This is a genomic window from Massilia sp. DJPM01, from assembly GCF_030348125.1.
Classification (GTDB): domain Bacteria; phylum Pseudomonadota; class Gammaproteobacteria; order Burkholderiales; family Burkholderiaceae_D; genus Telluria_A; species Telluria_A frigida.
This window is the reverse complement of sequence record NZ_JAQOZV010000017.1, coordinates 20477-39868: the sequence shown is the minus strand read 5'-3', so window position 1 is coordinate 39868 and position 19392 is coordinate 20477. Positions and strand designations below refer to the sequence as shown.

At 64.6% G+C, this 19392-nt stretch carries 17 protein-coding genes and 1 tRNA gene; 8 read left to right on the top strand and 10 right to left on the bottom strand.

Annotated elements, in window-relative coordinates:
* The first annotated feature begins 26 nt into the window (after positions 1–26).
* The 3 genes from pepN to PO883_RS13135 all read left to right on the top strand — a co-directional run bounded on the left by pepN (position 27) and on the right by PO883_RS13135 (position 3874).
* Positions 27–2669 (top strand): aminopeptidase N, encoded by a 2643-nt coding sequence (gene pepN / locus PO883_RS13145; protein ID WP_289310168.1) that lies wholly within the window; start codon positions 27–29, stop codon positions 2667–2669.
* A 43-nt stretch (positions 2670–2712) separates the two neighbouring features.
* Positions 2713–3714, top strand: coding sequence for a class 1 fructose-bisphosphatase (locus tag PO883_RS13140; protein WP_167085787.1), 1002 nt, complete (start codon positions 2713–2715; stop codon positions 3712–3714).
* Positions 3715–3798: 84 nt separating this feature from the next.
* Positions 3799–3874, top strand: a tRNA-Thr gene (locus tag PO883_RS13135).
* Between the two features lie 92 nt (positions 3875–3966).
* Here the strand turns inward: PO883_RS13135 and PO883_RS13130 are convergent.
* The 4 genes from PO883_RS13130 to PO883_RS13115 all read right to left on the bottom strand — a co-directional run bounded on the left by PO883_RS13130 (position 3967) and on the right by PO883_RS13115 (position 6481).
* On the bottom strand, positions 3967–4692 hold the full coding sequence (locus PO883_RS13130; protein WP_289310167.1) for a hypothetical protein: 726 nt from the start codon (positions 4690–4692) through the stop codon (positions 3967–3969).
* Positions 4693–4953: 261 nt separating this feature from the next.
* Positions 4954–5181 (bottom strand): hypothetical protein, encoded by a 228-nt coding sequence (locus PO883_RS13125; protein WP_289310166.1) that lies wholly within the window; start codon positions 5179–5181, stop codon positions 4954–4956.
* Entirely contained in the window at positions 5178–5471 is a 294-nt protein-coding gene (locus tag PO883_RS13120; protein ID WP_289310165.1) for a hypothetical protein, read from the bottom strand. The genes PO883_RS13125 and PO883_RS13120 overlap by 4 nt, the downstream gene beginning before the upstream one ends.
* Positions 5472–5686: 215 nt before the next feature.
* Positions 5687–6481 (bottom strand): helix-turn-helix transcriptional regulator, encoded by a 795-nt coding sequence (locus PO883_RS13115; RefSeq protein WP_373890063.1) that lies wholly within the window; start codon positions 6479–6481, stop codon positions 5687–5689.
* A 75-nt stretch (positions 6482–6556) separates the two neighbouring features.
* Between PO883_RS13115 and PO883_RS13110 the strand changes: the two genes are divergently transcribed.
* From PO883_RS13110 to PO883_RS13090, 5 genes are all read left to right on the top strand, one after another.
* A complete protein-coding gene (locus PO883_RS13110; RefSeq protein WP_289310163.1) occupies positions 6557–6796 on the top strand; it encodes a DNA-binding transcriptional regulator in 240 nt (79 codons plus the stop codon).
* Positions 6797–6909: 113 nt separating this feature from the next.
* Positions 6910–7095: a hypothetical protein gene (locus PO883_RS13105; protein WP_289310162.1), complete on the top strand. Its 186-nt coding sequence runs from the start codon at positions 6910–6912 to the stop codon at positions 7093–7095.
* Positions 7092–7436 (top strand): hypothetical protein, encoded by a 345-nt coding sequence (locus tag PO883_RS13100; protein WP_289310161.1) that lies wholly within the window; start codon positions 7092–7094, stop codon positions 7434–7436. The genes PO883_RS13105 and PO883_RS13100 overlap by 4 nt, the downstream gene beginning before the upstream one ends.
* Before the next feature lie 288 nt (positions 7437–7724).
* Positions 7725–8147 carry a YqjD family protein gene (locus PO883_RS13095; RefSeq protein WP_289310160.1) on the top strand — a complete coding sequence of 141 codons (423 nt, stop codon included), beginning with the start codon at positions 7725–7727 and terminating at the stop codon, positions 8145–8147.
* A 162-nt stretch (positions 8148–8309) separates the two neighbouring features.
* A complete protein-coding gene (locus PO883_RS13090) occupies positions 8310–10724 on the top strand; it encodes a catalase (protein WP_289310159.1) in 2415 nt (804 codons plus the stop codon).
* A gap of 65 nt (positions 10725–10789) precedes the next feature.
* On the opposite strand, the gene PO883_RS13085 is transcribed toward PO883_RS13090, so the two are convergent.
* From PO883_RS13085 to PO883_RS13060, 6 genes are all read right to left on the bottom strand, one after another.
* Positions 10790–11497, bottom strand: coding sequence for a PEP-CTERM sorting domain-containing protein (locus PO883_RS13085; protein ID WP_289310158.1), 708 nt, complete (start codon positions 11495–11497; stop codon positions 10790–10792).
* Positions 11498–11860: 363 nt separating this feature from the next.
* Positions 11861–12559: a PEP-CTERM sorting domain-containing protein gene (locus tag PO883_RS13080; RefSeq protein WP_229423408.1), complete on the bottom strand. Its 699-nt coding sequence runs from the start codon at positions 12557–12559 to the stop codon at positions 11861–11863.
* A gap of 255 nt (positions 12560–12814) precedes the next feature.
* Positions 12815–15934 carry an efflux RND transporter permease subunit gene (locus PO883_RS13075; RefSeq protein WP_289310157.1) on the bottom strand — a complete coding sequence of 1040 codons (3120 nt, stop codon included), beginning with the start codon at positions 15932–15934 and terminating at the stop codon, positions 12815–12817.
* Positions 15935–15943: 9 nt separating this feature from the next.
* The gene (locus PO883_RS13070) at positions 15944–17128 is read right to left on the bottom strand and encodes an efflux RND transporter periplasmic adaptor subunit (protein WP_289310156.1); all 1185 of its coding nucleotides are present in this window, start codon (positions 17126–17128) and stop codon (positions 15944–15946) included.
* 30 nt (positions 17129–17158) lie between these two features.
* A complete protein-coding gene (locus PO883_RS13065; RefSeq protein ID WP_289310155.1) occupies positions 17159–18541 on the bottom strand; it encodes an efflux transporter outer membrane subunit in 1383 nt (460 codons plus the stop codon).
* Positions 18538–19254 (bottom strand): CerR family C-terminal domain-containing protein, encoded by a 717-nt coding sequence (locus PO883_RS13060; RefSeq protein ID WP_289310154.1) that lies wholly within the window; start codon positions 19252–19254, stop codon positions 18538–18540. The genes PO883_RS13065 and PO883_RS13060 overlap by 4 nt, the downstream gene beginning before the upstream one ends.
* Between the last annotated feature and the right edge of the window lie 138 nt (positions 19255–19392).

Genomic DNA, 19392 nt, shown 5'->3' with positions numbered 1-19392 from the left:
CGACTCACCGTCCTTCCCGAGATCCCATGCGCACAGACACTCCGCAAACCATCTATCGCAAAGATTACACCCCGCCCGGCTTTCTGGTGGAAACGGTCGAACTTGGCTTTGATCTCGACCCGCAGCGCACCATCGTCGCCAGCCGCCTGACCATGACGCGCAATCCCGACAGCAAGGTGCGCGCGATTGAGTTGCATGGAGAGAATATCGTCCTGGTGGCGCTGCGCATGAACGGCAAGACCCTGTCCAAGCGCGATTACCGCCTGGACGACAAGATGCTGCTTATTCCTAACGCGCCCAACGACGTCACGCTGGAAATCGAAACCCTGACCGCGCCCGTCAAGAACACGACCTTGAACGGGTTGTACGTGTCCAACGGCAACTTCTTCACGCAATGCGAGGCGGAAGGCTTCCGCAACATCACGTATTTCCCCGACCGTCCCGACGTGATGGCGAAATACACGGTGATGCTGCGCGCCGACAAGGCGACCTATCCGGTGCTGCTGTCGAACGGCAACCTGATCGAGGAAGGCGAACTGGGCGATGGCCGCCATTACGCCAAGTGGGAAGACCCGTTCAAGAAGCCGTCTTACCTGTTCGCCCTGGTGGCGGCGCGCCTGGTGTGCCAGGAAGAGAGCTTCAAGCTGGCCGACGGCCGCTCGGCGCTGCTCCAGGTGTGGGTGGAAGAGGGCAATCTCGACAAGACCGATTACGCCATGCAGTCGCTCAAGAACAGCATCCGCTGGGACGAGGAGCGCTTCGGGCTCGAACTCGACCTGGACCGCTTCATGATCGTGGCGGTGGGCGACTTCAACATGGGCGCGATGGAAAACAAGGGCCTGAACATCTTCAACACCAAGTTCGTGCTGGCCAATCCGCGCGTGGCCACCGACATCGACTACGCCGGCATCGAAGCGGTGGTGGGGCACGAGTATTTCCACAACTGGACCGGCAACCGCATCACGTGCCGCGACTGGTTCCAGCTGTCGCTCAAAGAAGGGTTGACGGTATTTCGCGACCAGGAATTTTCGGCCGATATGATCGGCACCGACAGCGGCCGCGCCGTCACCCGCATCGACCAGGTGCGCACCTTGCGCCAGGCCCAGTTCCCGGAAGACGCGGGGCCGATGGCGCATCCGGTGCGCCCCGACTCTTTTGTGGAGATCAATAACTTCTACACCGTCACCGTGTACGAAAAAGGCGCGGAAGTGGTGCGCATGGTCCAGACCCTGCTCGGGCGCGAGCGCTTCCGCAAGGGCATGGACCTGTATTTCGAGCGCCACGACGGCCAGGCCGTGACCTGCGACGACTTCCGCGCCGCGATGGCCGCCGCCGGCGGGCGCGACCTGACCCAGTTCGAGCGCTGGTACAGCCAGGCCGGCACGCCGGTGGTGCGCGCCGAAGGGCGCTACGACGCCGACGCGCTCACCTACGAGTTGACACTGACCCAACGCTGTCCGTCCACGCCGGGGCAGGAAAACAAGCTGCCGTTTCATATTCCGGTGGCCGTGGGCCTGCTGGGCGCCGATGGCAGCGACCTGCACCTGAACGTCGACGGCCATGATGCCGTCACCGCCGTGCTGGAACTGACCGAAGAAACGCGGACCTTCCGCTTTTCCGGCGTGAAGGAAGCGCCGACGCCATCGATCCTGCGCGATTTTTCCGCGCCCGTGGTCCTTGAATACGATTACACCGATACCGAACTGCTGCACCTGTTCAGCCATGACAGCGACCCGGTCAACCGCTGGGAAGCCGGCCAGCGCCTGGCGATGGCGCGCCTGCTCAGGCTGACGGCGGCCGTGGCCAAAGGCGACACCCTGGAACTGGACACCACCTTCATCGAGGCGCTGCGCAAAATCCTGGCCGACGAATCGCTCGATGCGGCCTTCCGCGAACAAGCCTTGCTGCTGCCGTCCGAGAGCATGATTGCCGATCAGATGGAGGTGGTCCATCCGCAAGCCATCCACCAGGCGCGCCAGTTCGTACGGCGCACCATCGGCGGCGCGCTGCGCGCTGACCTGCGCGCCCAGTACGACGCCAACCAGACGCCGGGCGCGTACAGCCCCGATGCGCTGTCGGCGGGGCGGCGCGGCCTGAAAAACCTGGCCCTGGCTTATCTTGCGTCCACCTCCAGTGAAGACAGTATCGCCCTGGCGCAGGCGCAGTTCGACCACGCCGGCAATATGACCGACCGGGTCGCCGCGCTGGGAGCCCTGATCCATGCGGGCGCCGCTTCCGCGCAGGCGGCGCTGCAGGCTTTCTATGCCGACTTCGACAACGAGGCGCTGGTGATCGACAAGTGGTTCGCGATGCAGGCGTCCGCCCCGGCGACCGACGTGGCCGCGGTGCGCGCGTTGATGCGCCACGCGGCCTTCAAGCTCAAGAACCCGAACCGGGCGCGCAGCCTGGTATTCACTTTCTGCGTCGGCAATCCGTCGCAGTTCCACGCGGCGGACGGCAGCGGCTACGCGTTCTGGGCCGAACAGGTGATCGCGCTCGACGCCTTGAATCCGCAGGTGGCCAGCCGCCTGGCGCGCTCGATGGACCGCTGGCGCAGGTATGCGCCGGCCTTGCAGGCGCCGATGAAGAAGGCCTTGCAGAAGGTCGCCGGCGTGAAAAAATTATCCAACGACGTGCGCGAAGTGGTGAGCAAGGCGCTTGCCAACTGATGCTGTCGTCAGCAAAGAACGTCAACAAACCAAAGGGAAGTGAATGAAACGCGTCAGTCTCACGCAACACCTGGTCGAAGAACAACGGCTGCATAACTCCATCCCGGCCGAACTGCGCCTGCTGATCGAAGTGGTCGCGCGCGCCTGCAAGACCATCAGCCATTCGGTCGGCAAGGGAGCGCTCGGCGATATCCTCGGCAGTGCCGACACCGAGAATATCCAGGGCGAAGTGCAGAAAAAGCTCGACGTGATCTCCAACGAGATCCTGCTCGAGGCGAACGAATGGGGTGGCCACCTGGCGGCCATGGCGTCGGAAGAGATGGAATCGATCCATCCGATCCCGAACCGCTATCCCATGGGCGAATACATGCTCCTGTTCGACCCGCTCGACGGCTCGTCCAACATCGACGTGAACGTCTCGATCGGCACCATCTTCTCGGTGCTCAAGGCGCCCGAAGGCATGGGCACGCCGACCGAAGCGGACTTCATGCAGGCTGGCAGCATGCAGGTCGCCGCCGGCTACGCCGTGTATGGCCCGCAAACCATGCTGGTGCTTACCACTGGCAATGGCGTGAACTGCTTCACCCTGGACCGCGAAATGGGTTCGTGGGTGCTGACCCAGCGCCACATGATGATTCCCGAGACGACCAAGGAATTCGCGATCAATATGTCCAACGCGCGCCACTGGCATGCGCCGGTGCAGCGCTATGTCGACGAGCTGCTGGCCGGCTCGACTGGCGTGCGCGGCAAGGACTTCAATATGCGCTGGATCGCGTCGATGGTGGCCGACGTGCACCGCATCCTGAACCGGGGCGGCATCTTCATGTATCCGGCCGATACGCGCGACACCTCGATGCCGGGCAAGCTGCGCCTGATGTACGAAGCCAACCCGATGGCGATGATCGTCGAGCAGGCCGGCGGCGCCGCGACCGACGGGCGCACGCGTATCCTGGATATCGCCCCGCACAAGCTGCATCAGCGGGTGCCGGTGTTCCTGGGATCGAAGAGCGAAGTCGAGCGCGTGAGCAGCTATCACGCCGAGTAAAAATGGTCTTTTTCACAAAAAAGTAAAAGAACGCGCATTCGCACTAGCAATTTTGCAGCGTTCTTTGCTAGAATACGCGTCTTCGCCGATTTAGCTCAGTTGGTAGAGCAGTTCATTCGTAATGAAAAGGTCGCCAGTTCGATTCCGGCAATCGGCACCATGTACAAGCAGCAAGTCAGAACCCGCACGCCTTACCGGCGTAGCGGGTTTTTTCTCGTTCTTTTGCCGCTGCGGGCGACTTGCTGCGATGCTTCACCGGGGCGCGATGGCGTCAAGTGTCGGCGTGAGCTCGATCGCGCGTCCAATGGGAATCCGGAAGAATGTTTTCCCGCCAGGGGCGCGGGTGGCACTTTTCCCCGATTCAAAACTGGTGATCATGCCCGACAGTAAGGTTGCGTTGAAGGCGGCGACCCCGAAGACCGTCGCCATAGTTGCGGTGATGGCGGTGATGATGACCGTCTTCTTGAGGTCTTTCATGTCGGCCTTGATCGCGGTTCCGGTTTGCTCGATATGGGCGCACCGGGCATCGAGTCGTTTTTCAAATTCGGCGCGCCGCTCCGCATCCGCACGTAAGAACTCTTGCCGCCGCTCTGCCTGCACACGGTCATACTCAGCCCACTTTTCCGCTTCCATGCGGTTGCGTTCAGCTTCCTTGAGCATGTATGCTGCCCGCCGCTCCGCCTGCACACGGTCGTGCTCAGCCCACTTTTCTGCTTCCAGCCGGTTGTGCTCAGCCCACTTTTCCGCTTCAACACGCTTATGCTCCGCGTCCAGGCGTTCGCGTTCCTTCGTGCGTTCTGCTCGTCGCTCTGCTTCCAGGCGGTCGCGCTCGGAACGTTCCGCGTCCAGGCGTGCGCGTTCCGCTCGCCACTCAGCGTCCAGACGTTCGCGCTCCTTCGTGCGCTCCGCTCGCGACTCTGCTTCCAGGCGGTCGCGCTCGGCCCGCCGCTCCGCTTCCAGACGGTCGCGTTCGGCCATCCGGGCGGTCGCGCTCGTCCATGCGCATGATCAGCGTTTTTACATCCATGTCAATTGCCGAGACGCGCGCTTCCGTCCAGCCTTTTTGGGCTGCCAGGCGTGCTTCGATCTCTTCGCGTGATGGGCCATCCATTGGTCCATCATAGCGTCGCCCATGGGTGCGTCAAGCGCGCGCGTTTGAGGTGGCGCAAGCGCGGCCGGCAGATGTTGCCAGCCCGGCCAAGGGCTGTCCATGGAGAAAAATAGTAGCGGCAGGAGCGCTCAGCGCTGTTGCGCGGACGGAAAGGTCCGCGCCGCGCGCGCCGCCAGCAGGTCGATGCTGGCCTTGGCGCGCTGTAGCAGTTCTGGGTCGGGTTGCAAATAGCCTTCGATGGTGCTGATCTGCCCGCGAAAGTAGCCGCTATCCCATACATCCGGTCCCGTCATGGCATCGGCGTGCCGGATCAGGCTGCGCAGGGCCATGTTTCCCCGCTCGCACGGTTGAATCATGCAAACATCGCCATGGCACGGTCATGCGCGAGGCGGCTGGCGCGCGCGGACAGGTGTTCGTCCCTCGCGTCGCGGATGTGCGCCGCCAGCCGCGCCAGGTCGCACAGCTCGGTCGCATTCCACCCTCCGGGCCGGTGCAAACGGGTGCCATCATGGCCGATGAAGTCGGCGCCCTGGGGACAGGTCACCCTCACCACCTGGTTGCCGGCCATCTGGCAATCGACCCGCGTCGCCGCCAGTTGCGTCAGCTCTTCGTCAAAGCCTTCGCCGACAAACATCGTCAGCTTCATACCATGCCACATTGTTTGCATTACCGTCATTCAGCGCGCTCCCCAGATCGTTGAGACAGGCGCTATATTAGTCTTACTAATGAATATTGTCAATAGTCCAACTGATATATTTCGCTAAAGTGTTGTTTGTTTGAGCATAAAACAGAAAACCCGCACGCGGCGGGCCTGGGGTTGCGGGCAGGGGCGAGGCGCCCCCGCCGGGCTTGTTCCTGGCCTCAGACGCGGCCCATCAGCGTGCGCGCTTCCTGGCGCACCACGCGTCCGACGATGATGCAGTCGCCGCCGCGGCACGCGCGCCGGTGGTAGGCCGGATCCGGATTCAGGGATGCCAGGTACCACTCGCGGCCATCGCGCACCAGGCGCTTGACCACGGCTTCGCCCTCGAAATTGACGGCGTAAAACTCGTTGTTGATGGGCTTGGTATCGGCAATATTGATGACCACCACATCGCCTTCGATCATCAGCGGCCACATGCTGTCACCCTTGACGCTGATGGCCAGCAAGCATTGCGGCACCAGGTCGTTTTCCTCGATGAAGCGGCGCGGCAGGTCGATCGTGCTGTCGGACGGATCCTCCTGCGACGCCTCGAAGCCCATCACGCCGGCGCGCAGCGTCAGGCTGACCTTCTTGATGGGGATGTGCTCGGCCTGCTGCGCATCGACCGTGATGCGCTTGCCGATGATGCCGAAGTCGTGCTGGCGCGCCTGCGCCATGGCCATCGCATCCTTGGCGGCGGCGAAGTCATCGGCGTGGGAGGCCAGCGTGGCGCTGAAGGCCGAGATCGGCACTGCAAGCAGCTTGGAGAACTTGATGGCGACGTCGATATTCAAGGGGATTTTCCCGTTGAGATATTGGTTCAAAGCGCTTTGGCCGAACTCCAGCTGGTTGGCGGCTGCTTCCTGGGACGCCGGCAGCCCTTGGCTGCGGCGCGCGTGTTGCCACTCAATGAAGAGTTGCTTGAGCTGCGCTGCTTCCGCGAGCTCGTGTTGGTTTAGGGGGAGGGCTGGCATAGTTCGCACAATATAAGGAAAACTAATAAATATCAATTAGTCAGACTGTTGACAAGTATCATTAGTAGGACTAATATGATGCTTATGAACTCAATCGCAACCATCCGGGCCCGGCTCGGCGTGACCCAGGCCGTGATGGCGAAGGGAATCAATGTCTCTCAGGGCAATGTGTCCAACTACGAGCACGGGCAAGCCATGCCGCCCGATGTGGCGGCCCGGCTGATCCGCTATGCGGCGTCGGTCGGCTGGACGATCAGCCACAACGATGTGTACGCGCCGCCCGCCGGCGCACACGGAGCCGTCCGCCGGGCCTGACCCGGCTGTGTCGTTGTACCCGGTTTCACCCAAGCCCAGCGCCAGCGCCATCAGCGATGGCGGCTGGCCCCCCACGTCCGCGCCAGAGGCGCTCACAGCACCAAGGAAAACACATGACCGTTCTACCCGAACTCAATCACGAGGCCCGCCAGGTGCTCGCCATGGCCTGTGCCTGGCGCGACAGCCGCAATGCCACGTTCACCGTCTGCGGCGTCACCGCGGAACTGATGCAGCTGCGCCACGGCCTCGATGGCGACGCCCTGGCCGACGCCATCGACAGCTACTGGAGGATGGCATGAAAGCCCTGTGGATCGATGCACTGCGCGCCAGCATCGTCAGGGCCGTGGCGGACGGCCCCACGCAAGTGATTCCGCTGGCGCAGCGGCTGGGCGTGGACGCCGAACAGGTGCGCCAGCAATGCCTGCTGCTGTATCGCGAGGGCGTCATCGCGCGCGACCCGCGCACCCGGCGCGCGCGCATGGTGTACAAGGCCGCCCATGCGCAGGCTGACGCCGAGCACGACCCGCACCCGATCCAGCGCCTCCTGGCGGCCGAATGGAAGGGCCATCCTTTCCGCGATCCGCTGGTCGCCGCCCTGTTCGGCCGGGCGGGACAGCATACCAACCATAGCGCGGGCTGATAGGGACCCTGACACGCGCCGGTCCGCAACGGAGCTCATCCATGGCAGGCGATCACGATGCCGGCCAATCCGTGGTGCGACCCGCGCGCGTCCAGGATGTGCAAGCCGGCCGGCAAGGCGCAGCGAAGGCGTCCACCGCCCTCCCTGAGAAGCGATGCCTACTGGCATGCATTGCAACTCTGTTAGTCAGCGCACGGTGAACGACGAGTAATCGTTATATTTTTTGTATTCGGCGTCATCCAAAGCGCCACCACCCGCGCTGGTATAAAACTTTTAGAGGAATGGATCATGGACAATCAGAAATCGAATGGCGGCAACGCAAGCAATATGGGTAACGAAGGTTCGGGCAGCAGCATGGGCAAGGATCTGGGCGCTGGCCGCAGCGATGGCAACAAGGGTAGCGACAATCAAGGCAGTGATCTGAGCAAGAGCGCGAGCGAGCTGCACAACACCATCGACAAGGCAGCCGAGGCTGCCCAGCCTGTGGTCGACCGCCTCGCTTCCAGTGCGCACGCCGGCGTCGACAAAGTCAGCGGCGCCCTGAACGGCGTCACCGGCCGCATGGATGAAAAAGCGCGCCAGCTGACCGATGCCTATAAAAACTTCGCAGAAACCGGCCGCGACTATGTTCGCACCAGCCCGGCGACCTCGGTCCTGGTCGCCCTCGGTGTCGGCTATACGCTCTCGAAACTGCTGGGCCGTCGTCACTAATCAGCGCTCATGCGCTGGCATGGCCCGGACGGCGCCCGCCGCCCGGGTCAAGCCCGTACGTCCCCACACTCCCGTTTTGATCGTGTCGCTACCGTGCCCATGCCGGTGGTGTTGCATTCCCGCGCCGGTCGCTCGTCACACATATTTTAATTGAGGTATTTCATGGTCACACGCAAGAAAACGGGCGCCACGGAAGATGGCGCCGGTTCCATCCTGAGCACCGTCTCCGGTCCCTCCAACGCGCAGCCTCCCGGCAGCCTGGGCAGCAGCGATCCGATCGCCGAACAGTTGCTCCTTAAAACCGTGGCCGGCCAACAGCTCGCCGCCGCGATGCCATTCAACCCGAACAAGCCAGCCGAGTACGGCGAGGCTGCGCGCACGCCGCCGCCGGGCGCCACGGCCGAGCCATCGACCCCGTCCGCCACCGGCAGCACCAGCACCGAAACGATCGCGTCCAGCAAGCTCGGCGCCGGCGTGGCGCCGCTTGGTGCCAACCCGACCGTAGGCCCGCTCGACCGCGTGCGCGTCGACGGCGGCGGCCAGCGCCTGACCACCAACCAGGGCGTGCCGATCGCCGACAACCAGCATTCGCTCAAGGTCGGCCTGCGCGGACCGACCGCGATGGAAGACTTCATCCTGCGCGAAAAACTCACCCATTTCGACCACGAGCGCATTCCCGAGCGCGTGGTGCACGCGCGCGGCTCCGCTGCCCACGGCTATTTCGAGAGCTACCAGGACTTGAGCGGCGTGACCCGCGCCTCGCTGTTGGCCCAGCCGGGCAAGCGCACGCCCGTGTTCACCCGCTTTTCGACCGTCGCCGGCGAACGCGGTTCCTCCGATACCGTGCGCGATGTGCGCGGCTTCGCCGTCAAGTTCTATACCGATGAAGGCAACTGGGATCTGGTCGGCAATAACATGCCCGTCTTTTTCATCCAGGACGCCATGAAGTTTCCCGACCTGGTGCACTCGGTCAAGCCCGAGCCGCACCACGCCATGCCGCAAGCGTCGAGCGCCCACGATACCTTCTGGGACTTCGTTTCCCTGATGCCCGAATCGACCCACATGCTGCTGTGGCAAATGTCGGACCGCGCGATTCCGCGCAGCTACCGCACCATGCAGGGTTTCGGCGTGCACACCTTCCGCCTGGTCAATGCGGCGGGCGAATCGGTGTTCTGCAAATTCCACTGGACCCCGCTGCAGGGCACGCACTCGCTGGTCTGGGACGAAGCCGCCAAGCTGGTCGGCGCCGATCCCGATTTCCACCGGCGCGACCTGTGGGAAGCCATCGACAGCGGCAATTTCCCCGAGTGGGAACTGGCGCTGCAAATTTTCACCGAAGAGCAGGCTGAATCGTTCGCTTTCGACGTGCTCGATCCGACCAAGCTGGTGCCCGAGGAATTGGTGCCACTGACGCCAGTCGGCAAGATGGTGCTCAACCGTAACCCGGACAATTTCTTCGCCGAAACCGAACAAGTGGCTTTCTGTACCGCCCACATCGTGCCCGGCATCGATTTCAGCAACGATCCTCTGCTGCAAGGGCGTATCCATTCCTACCTGGATACCCAGATCAGCCGCCTGGGCGGCGCCAACTTCCACGAAATCCCGGTCAACGCGCCAGTGGCGCAGGTGCACAACAACCAGCGCGACGGCATGCACCGCCAGGCCATCCACCGTGGCCGCGTGAATTACGAGCCGAACTCGCTGGCCGGCGGATGCCCGTTCCAGGCCGGCATGAAGTCGGGCTTCACCAGCTTTCCGCAGACGATTTCGGAAGACAAGGTGCGCGGCAATCCGGAACTGTTCGCCGATCACTATTCCCAGGCGCGCCTGTTCTTCAACAGCCAGAGCCCGGCCGAACAAGCCCACATCGCCGCCGCCTTCCGCTTCGAGCTCACGCGCGTGCAGACGCCGGCCGTGCGCGCGCGCGTGCTGGCTACCCTGGCCAATGTGAACCCGGTCCTGGCTGGCGCCGTTGCGGGCGGCCTGGGCATGGAGGTGCCGCCGCCGCTGCCGCTGGCGACCGACCGTCCGATCCCCGAGTACGAGCCGTCGCCGGCCCTGTCGCTGCTCAGCCGTCCGGGCGAAACCGGCATCCGCACGCGCAAGGTGGCCGTGCTGGTCGCCAACGGCGTCAATGGCGCCATGGTGCGCGCCATCTACAGCGCGCTGCTGGAAGAGGGCGCCGTGCCGCGCGTGGTGGCCAGCCAGCTGGGCAAGGTCAAGACCAGCGACGGCGCCACGCTCGACGTGGAAATCACGCTCGAAGCCGGACCGTCGGTGCTGTATGACGCGGTGGTCGTGCCCGATGGCGACGCCGTCACCGTGCTCGGGCGCGATGCGCATGCGCTCGACTTCGTGCGCGAGCAGTATCGTCACTGCAAGCCGATCCTGGTGGTGGGCGCCGGCGCCGCGCTGCTGAAAAAGGCGGGCGTGCCGCCGGCGCTGCCGGATGGCTCGGCCGACCCGGCCCTGATCGGTACCGAAGCCGGCGCACTGGCGCCGGCGCTGGCCGCGTTCAAGAAGGCGCTGGCCGGGCACCGCTCTTTCGCGCGCGAAACCGATCCGCCGAAAATCTGAGCGCACCGACCAAAAAAACGCCAGCAATGCTGGCGTTTTTTTTGGTCCGGGAAGCGCGTTGCGGATCAGCGGAAGGTGTCGTACTCGCTCTTGCGGCGACGCGACATGAAACCGATCAGGCCCAGGCCGGCCAGCAGCATGGCATAGCTTTCCGGTTCCGGAACCGGGGTGGTCGGCACCTGGAAAGCGGTCTTGCTCAGGTCGCGCGCGAAGATGGTCAGGCTCGAGTAATCGGCCAGCTTGCCGCCCGGGTTGAGCGCGTTCAGGGTCCAGCTGCCCGTGCTTTTCGCGCCGGCGCCGAGGGCTTCGTTATCGAACAGCCAGGCCGCGCTGCCGCCGCCGCCGTGCATCGCAAACACCAGGTCCAGCTTGACATTGTTCTTGACGTCGCTGTTCGCGACAGTCCACGAACCATGGCGGCCGTCAAACTTGTCGAAGGTGAAAGTCAGGCTGGCGCCGAGCTTGCTGGTCGTGATCGCAACGCCATTGTCAGCCTTGCTGTCGAAGGCGGCGATCGAGGTCCAGCCCTGCTGCGAGCCGTACAGTGCAAAGTCGCTGGCGAAACCGCTGCTGCCGCCTTTGGTGGCGTTGCCGCTCTGCGGATTGACGCCGGCGGCATAGTCGACCGCAGCGGCGCTCACGCCGCCCAGGCTGACATCATTTTTGGTGGTGTTGCCGGCGCTACCGCTGGCAGCCGCATGCGCGGTGGCGGCGAACAGGACGGACGAGCAAACAACTGCGCCCAAGCTTATCGTTTTTGCAATGTTTTTCATGTCGTTTCCGATGACTGAGAAATGGATGGAGAAGCATTGCAGGGGTTAGGCAGCGCTTGATGCAAATGCAGTAGGTCAGGACAGATAGTACCGCAGGTATTGATTAGATTCAAGAAAGAAAGTTATATTAATGCAATTCAACTGATAAATATACAACTTTCATGCGCAATGAGCTTGAGATTGCATCATGTTGCCCGCCCGCGCTTCCCGGCGAATCGGGCTCAACGGCGGGCGACGCGGCCTGGCGCGGCCTGGCGCGGCCGGACATGGCGGCGCACGGCGGCCCCAGCCTCGACCGTTGTCAGGGTCCAACAAAAACGCCAGCACGAGGCTGGCGTTTTTGGCTGATTCACGACAGGCGGATCAGTGGAACAGCGGCTGTGCCTGCTTGCGGCGGCGCGACATGAAGCCGACCAGGCCCAGGCCGGCCAGCAGCATGGCATAGGTTTCCGGTTCCGGTACCGGGGTGGTTGGCACCTCGAAGGCGGTCTTGCTGACGTCGCGCGCGAAAATGGTCAGGTTTCCGTAGTTGGCCTTGCTGCCGAACAGGTTCAGCGCGTTGAAGGTCCAGCTACCGGCGCTGGTCGAACCGGCGCCCAGCGTTTCATTGTCGAACAAAAAGGCCGAGCTGCCGATGCCGCCGTACATGGCGAACACCAGGTCGAGTTTGACGTTGTTCTTCACATCGTTGTTCACCACGGTCCACGCACCATGGCGGCCATCGGTCTTGTCGAAGGTGAAGGTCAGGTTGGTGCCCAGCTTGTGGGTGGTGAAGGCGTCGCCATTGTCGGCCTGGCTGCCGAAGGCAGCCATCGCGGTCCAGCCCTGCTTCGAGCCGTACAGCGCGAAGTCGCTGGCGAAACCGCCGCTGCCGCCCTTGGTGGCGAACAAACCTTGCGGATTGACCAGCAAGGCGTAATCGGCCGCATCGGCGCTGGCGCCGTTCAGCTTGACGTCGGCCGCGGTGGTATTGCCGGCCCAGGTCGCATGCGCGCTCGAGGCGAACAGGACGGATGCGCAGAGTGCCACGCCCATCGTAATATTTTTAGCAATGTTTTTCATGTCGTTTCCAGTGGAATGGTTCAAGAAGCATTGCGGGGGTTCGGCAGTGCTTATGCAAATGGAATATGCGGAGCGAATACTACCTGACGTATTGATGAGATTCAAGAAAATGCATTATATTTTCATAACAAAGCTGACGGATATACAACGTCGATGCTCTGGAACATTTCTACCTAGAAATTCCAGCAAACGCGTCGGACAATAAAAACGCCAGCACGAGGCTGGCGTTAGGGGGCAGGCACCGGAGCGGGCTGCTTATTCGTTCAGGTCGAGCACGGTCCTGCGTGGCGGAACGGCTTTTTCCTTGCGCAGATAGCGCATGCCGCGCTTGAGCAAGCCTTCCAGGTCATCGATGTAGGTGTACACCGCCGGCACCACCAGCAGGCTGAGCAATGTGGATGTGATCAGGCCGCCGATGACGGCAATCGCCATCGGCGAGCGGAAGCTCGGGTCGGCGCCCCAGCCCAGCGCCAGCGGCATCATGCCGGCGCCCATCGCGATGGTGGTCATGATGATCGGGCGGCTGCGCTTGTGGCAGGCGTCGACCAGCGCATCGAAGCGGTCCATGCCGGCCTGGCGCGCCAGGATCGCGTAATCGACCAGCAGGATCGAGTTCTTGGTCACGATCCCCATCAGCATGATCAGGCCGATCATGGATGGCATCGACAATGCTTTCCCGGTCAGCAGCAGGGCCACGAAGGCGCCGCCGATTGACAGCGGCAACGCCGCCAGGATCGTCACCGGCTGCATGAAGTCCTTGAACAGCAGCACCAGCACGCCGTAGATGCACAGCACCCCGATCAGCATCGCCAGGCCGAAGCTGGCAAACAGCGCCTGCATTTCCTGGGCGTCGCCCAGTTCCGCGATCTTCACCGACGCCGGCAGGTTTTGCATCGATGGCAGCTTGCGCGCTTCGTCATTGACTTCGCCCAGCGAGCGGCCCGACAGCTCCACTTCCAGGGTCACGTTGCGGCTGCGATTGAGGCGGTCGATCTGCGCCGGACCGCTCTCCATCGTGATACTGGCCACATTGTCGAGCATGACCGGGCCGTTTTTGCCCGGCACCGTCAGCCGGCCCAGGGCCGACAGGTCGGCCCGCACCGCGTCCGGCAGCTTGACCCGGATCGGCACCTGGCGCTCGCTCAGGTTCATCTTGGTCAGCGCCGTATCGTAGTCGCCGGCGGTGGCCACGCGCACCGTCTCGCCGATGGCCGCCGCGGTCACGCCCATGTCGGCCGCCTTGGCAAAGTCGGGACGCACGATGATCTCCGGACGCACCAGCGAGGCGCTCGAACTGACGTTGCCGATGCCCTTGAGGGTGCGCAGTTCGCGCTCCACCGCCTGCGCCGCGCCGGTCAGCGCGACCGGATCTTCGCTGCGCAGCACCAGCTGCATCTTCACGCCGGTATCCTGCGGGCCCACGTTGAACTTGGCGCCGGGGATCTGATCGAGCTTGGTGCGGATCTGGCGTTCCAGCTGGTCCATCGATTCCTTGCGGTCGTTGCGGTGCAGCGTGGTCAGGGTCAGCACCGCGCGGCGCGCTTCGGCCGAGGCGCCCGGAGCGAAGGCGTCGCCGCTCGAACCGCCACCGATCGAACTGAAAATGCCTTTGATGCCCGACACTTCCATCGCCGCCACGCGGGCCCGTTCGGCCACCGCGCGCGTCTCGGCCAGGGTGGAGCCGGGCGGCAGTTCGACGTTGATCATGGTCTGGGCGCGGTCGGCCGGCGGCACGAAGCCGGTCGGCAGCAGCGGCACCAGCATGATCGAACCGACGAAGAACAGGGCCGAGCCGATCGCGGTCACCAGGCGGTGCTTCAGGCACCACTTCATGGCCACCATGTAGCGCTGCATGATCCAGCCGTCTTTTTCCTCTTCGTGCGGCAAGTCCTTGAGGATGTAGGCCGCCATCATTGGCGTGAGCAGGCGCGCCACCACCAGCGAGGCCAGGATCGCCAGCACCGCGGTCCAGCCGAACTGCTTGAAGAACAGGCCCGGAATACCGCCCATGAAGGCGGTCGGCAGGAACACCGCGACCAGCGCGAAGGTGGTGGCGATGACCGCCATGCCGATTTCATCGGCCGCTTCCATGGCCGCCTGCATCGGGCTTTTCCCCATGCGCAGGTGGCGCGAAATGTTTTCGATCTCGACGATCGCATCGTCCACCAGCACCCCCACCACCAGCGCCAGCGACAGCAGGGTCACCGTGTTGAGGGTGTAGCCGAACCAGTACTGGCCCAGGAAGGCGGGAATCACCGACAGCGGCAGCGCGGCGGCGGCCACCAGGGTGGCGCGCCAGTCGCGCAGGAACCACCACACCACCAGCACCGCCAGGATCGCGCCTTCGTACAGCAGTTCCATCGAACCGTCGAAGTTTTCCTTGACCGGCTGTGCGTTGTCGATCACTTCCTTCAATGCCACGTTGGCATGCGCCGCCCGCAGTTCGGCGATGGCGGCGCGCGCCCCTTCGGCCACCGCGATTTCGCTGGCGCCCTTGGTGCGGAAAATCTCGAAGCCGACCACGCGCTTGCCATCCTGTTCGGCCACTGAACGCGGCTCGGCCACGGTATCGGTCACGGTCGCGATCTGGTCCAGGCGCACACGGCGTCCGTCCGGCAGCGGAATGTCCATTGCCGCCAGCTGGTCGGCCGTCTGCACGGTGGCGATGGTGCGCACCGATTGTTCGGCGCCGGAGACGTCACCGCGTCCACCCGGCGCTTCGCGCTGCACGCTGCGCAACTGGCGCGACACGTCCACGGCAGCCACCTGCAACGCCGCCATGCGGGCGTCGTCGAGTTCCACGCGGATCTCGCGGAACACGCCGCCGACGCGCTTGACCGCCCCCACGCCCGGCACATTCAAGAGGCGCTTGGCGACCGAATTATCGACGAACCAGCTCAGTTCCTGGTCGTCCAGCGGCACGCCGCCCTTGCCCGGCGCCGCGCTGGCGGTAAAGGTGAGGATCACGCGCCCGGCCGTGGAAGCCTTGGTCACGGTCGGGTCGCGCATCTCGGCGGGCAGGTCGGCCTTGACCCGCGCCACCGCATCGCGCACATCGTTCACGCCTTCCGAGATGTTTTTCTCGAGGATGAATTCGACCGTCACGGTGGCCACGCCATCGAGCACCTTGGTGTAGACGTTCTTCACGCCTTGCAGCGTGGCGACCGAATCCTCGATCTTGCGCGCCACTTCCGTTTCCAGCTGCGCCGGCGCGGCGCCGTCGAGCGTGGCGGTGACGGTGACGATCGGCAGTTCGATGTCCGGGAAGTCCTGTACCGCGTTGGCCTTGTAGGCCAGCAGGCCGGCCAGGGTCAGCAACGCGAACAGCATGATTGCCGGTATCGGGTTCTTGATTGATAGGGATGAAAAATTCATGAAGATTCCTTATTTGGCGGCGCCAGCCGGCGCGCCTGCCGTGGCCGCAGCCGCGGCAGGCACGTTACGTACCAGATCGCCATCATTCAAAAAGCCCGCGCCGCTGACCACGACCAGCGAATCGGCCGTCAAGCCCTTGGTCACTTCGATGCGCTCGCCCAGGCGCCGTCCGGCCTGCACCTTGAGCTGGCTGACCCGCTGATCCTGGTTCAGGCGGAACACATAGCTGAAACCATCGCGCACCACCACCGCCTGCTGTGGCACGGTCATGGCGTCCGAGGTCCCCAGCTCGAACTGGCCGCTGGCGAACATGCCGGCCTTGAATGGCGCGTTGGCCCCTGTCGTTGCAGGCAGGTCCACATACACCAGCGCGGAGCGGGTCTGCGGATCGATGGTCGGCGCGATCATGCGCACCTTCCCGGTCAGCTCGCTGCCGTTGGCCGCCTTGACCACGGCGCCGGTGCCGGGCTTGATGCGCGCCAGTTCGGCCGCCGTGACTTCGGCGCGCCATTCCAGGCGGCCCTGGCGGATCATGCGGAACAGTTCCGTGCCCACGCCCACCACCGAGCCGACGGTGGCCGCGCGCGCCGAGATCACGCCGTCGTCGGGCGCGACCACCTGCGTGTATTTCAGGCGCAGCTGCTGCGACGACAGGGCCGCCCTGGCCGAGGCGATGCGGGCCTTGGCGGTCTGCTCGGCCGTCTTGTACTGGCTGATCTGCTGGGCCGACAGCGCGCCCGAGGTTTCCAGCGTGCGCGCGCGGGCCGCATTGGCCACCGCTTCGGCGGCATTCGCTTCGGCTTCGAGCAAGCCTGCGCGCGCCTGCGCCACATCGGCATTGACGCTATCGGCCGAGAACACGGCCAGTACCTGGCCCTTCCTGACCACGTCGCCGACATTGACCTTCACATCCGTCAGGCGCAGGCCGCCCGATTCGCTGCCGATCACCGCTTCCTGCCAGGCGGCGACGTTGCCGTTGGCGCCCAGCTTGATGGCCAGCGTGGCCGGCGACGGTTTGGTGGTGGTCACGGTCAGCGCCGGTTTCGGCGCCGCGTCTTTCTTGTCGTCGGCCGCCATCGAATTGGAGGACACGGCCATCAGCGCCGTCGAGGCCAGCACCAGGCTGCCGATCACCAGCGCGGCGGCCGGCTTGAGTTTGAGGTTTTTCAAAGTGTAGAGGGTATGGTTTGTCATGGTGTTCTATCCGTAGTCGTGTCGGGGCGGTCAGTTCGAGGCGGTGGTCCAGCCGCCGCCGGCGGCGCGGTACAAGGCGACCGAGGCGGCGCTGCGTTCGCGCTCCAGGGTCACGACCGCGTTCTCGGCGGCCAGGCGGGTGCGGCGCGCATCTTCCAGTTCGAGCAGGCTGCCCAATCCATTCTTGTAGCGGTCTTCGGCGGCGCGGAAGGCGGCGCGGTAGCCGTCCAGCGAGACTTGCGCGTCGGCGCTGCGGTCGGCGGCGCTGTTCAGGTTCACCAGCGCCTGCTCGACTTCACTGACGGCGCGCCGCGCGCTGGCGCGGTACGACACCACCGCCGCTTCGTAGCGCCCCTTGGCCGCGTCCACATTGGCGCTGCGCCGCCCGCCGTCGAAGATCGGCAGGGTCAGCGCCAGCGGACCGATGGTCCAGGTATCGAGCTGGGTATTTTCGCCGCCGCTGCGAAAGTTCGCCGCGCCGATCGCGCCTCTCAGCGCCAGGCGCGGATAGCGCTGCGCCTGGGCGCTGCCCACGTCGAAGCTGGCGGCCGCCACTTCGCGTTCGGCGGTAAACACGTCGGGCCGCTGGGCCAGTACCTGCGCCGGCAGGGCCGCGATGCCCAAGGGCGGCGGCGCCACCGGCGTGCTGGCCAGCAGGCGTGCGCGCAGGTCAGGCTCGTCGATCGCCGTCAGGGCCACCAGCGTCTTGATATCGATATCGCACAAGGCGCGCTGCAAGGTGGCGCGGCTCTTGCCTTCGGCCGCGCTGGCGCGTGCCAGGGCCGCCGTGGCGGGTGCCTGGAAGCCGGCATCGGCCGACAGGCCGGTCAGGCGCGCGGTGTCCTGGCGCGAGGCGGCGTCGAGGCGGGCCACCGCCAGCAACTGCTCGCATGCGCGCAGGCTGTAATACTGGTTGGCCACTTCGGCCGCCACTGCCACGCGCGCGTCATGCCAGCCGGCGCGCGCGCCGGCCAGGCGTTCCTCGCTCGCGTTACGGGTGGCGCGGCCACCGCCGAACAGGTCGATCTCCCATGTGCTTTCCAGGCCGGCCTGGCTGGTGGTGCCGCCCGGCTGGGCGCTTTGCTGGTTGGCGCGGCTCACGCTCACGCTCGCGTCCAGGGTTGGCGCCAGCGCGGCGCCGGCCGCGATGCGGTCGGCGCGCGCCTGGGCGATGCGCGAGCGCGCCGTGGCCACGCTGGGGCTGGCCGTCTGCGCCGCCTCGACCAGCTGCACCAGCAGAGGGTCGCCCTGCTGGCGCCACCAGCTGGAGAGGTCGGTCAGGCTGCCGTTGTGCGGCAGCGGTGCCTGCCATTGCGGCGCTACCGGCGCGTCGGTCTTGCCCGGCGGCGCCAGCGCGCATCCTCCCAGCGTCAGCGGCAACAGGGCCGCACTCAATACATGGATTATCTTCATGCTTTCTTCTTTCGTGGCTTTGTAATCGGTTGTGCGGCGCCGGCCGAGCGGCGCGCCAGTTCGGCATTGACCATCGCCTCGCCGTAGTCGACCAGGCGCGCCATCCAGGCATCGATGGCGGCGTCGTTTTCCAGCAGGAGGGGATTGATGCGGTCGATCACGTCGCGCGTGACCATCAGCTGCACCGCCAGCCCGACCAGCGAGAAGGCCAGGCGCTGCAGGTCGTCGTCGGGCGTGGCCAGGCCCAGGTGGCGGCCCAGCACCATCATCAGCGCCGCATGCGCCGGCTTGATGCCGTTGTCGATTTCCTCGTCCCACACGCCGGTCGGTTCGAGCATCTCGCGAAACCACAGCCGCATCGACAGGCGCGCCAGGTCGCCGCGTTTCAGATCGGCCAGCATGACGCCGTAGAAGCCTGCGAGCGTCTCGCGCAAGGTGACGCCGGTCGCGGTGAACGCGTGCAGGTTGGATTCGCAGCCGGGCGACGGCTCGGTGAAGGCGGCGCGGTACAAGCCCGCCTTGTCGCCAAAGTAGTAGCTGATCGACGCGATATTGGTGCCGGCAGCCAGCGCAATCTCGCGCGTGGACGTCCTGGCGAAGCCCTGCTCGGCGAACAGGCGGATCGCCGCCAGCAGCAGCCGCTCGCGCGACTGGGCGCCGTCCGAGCGCGTGCGGCGCGCATCGTCGGCCGGTAATGTGGGTGTTTTTTCCATCCCGTAATTTAATCACGAAAATCAAACGATTGATATAACTAAAGCGTTCGCTTTAACTAAGCGGCTGTAACTTTACATTAAGGTTACATTGTGAACCATCTTGCACCTGAATTAACGGGAACTTTTCGTCCGTTCGGG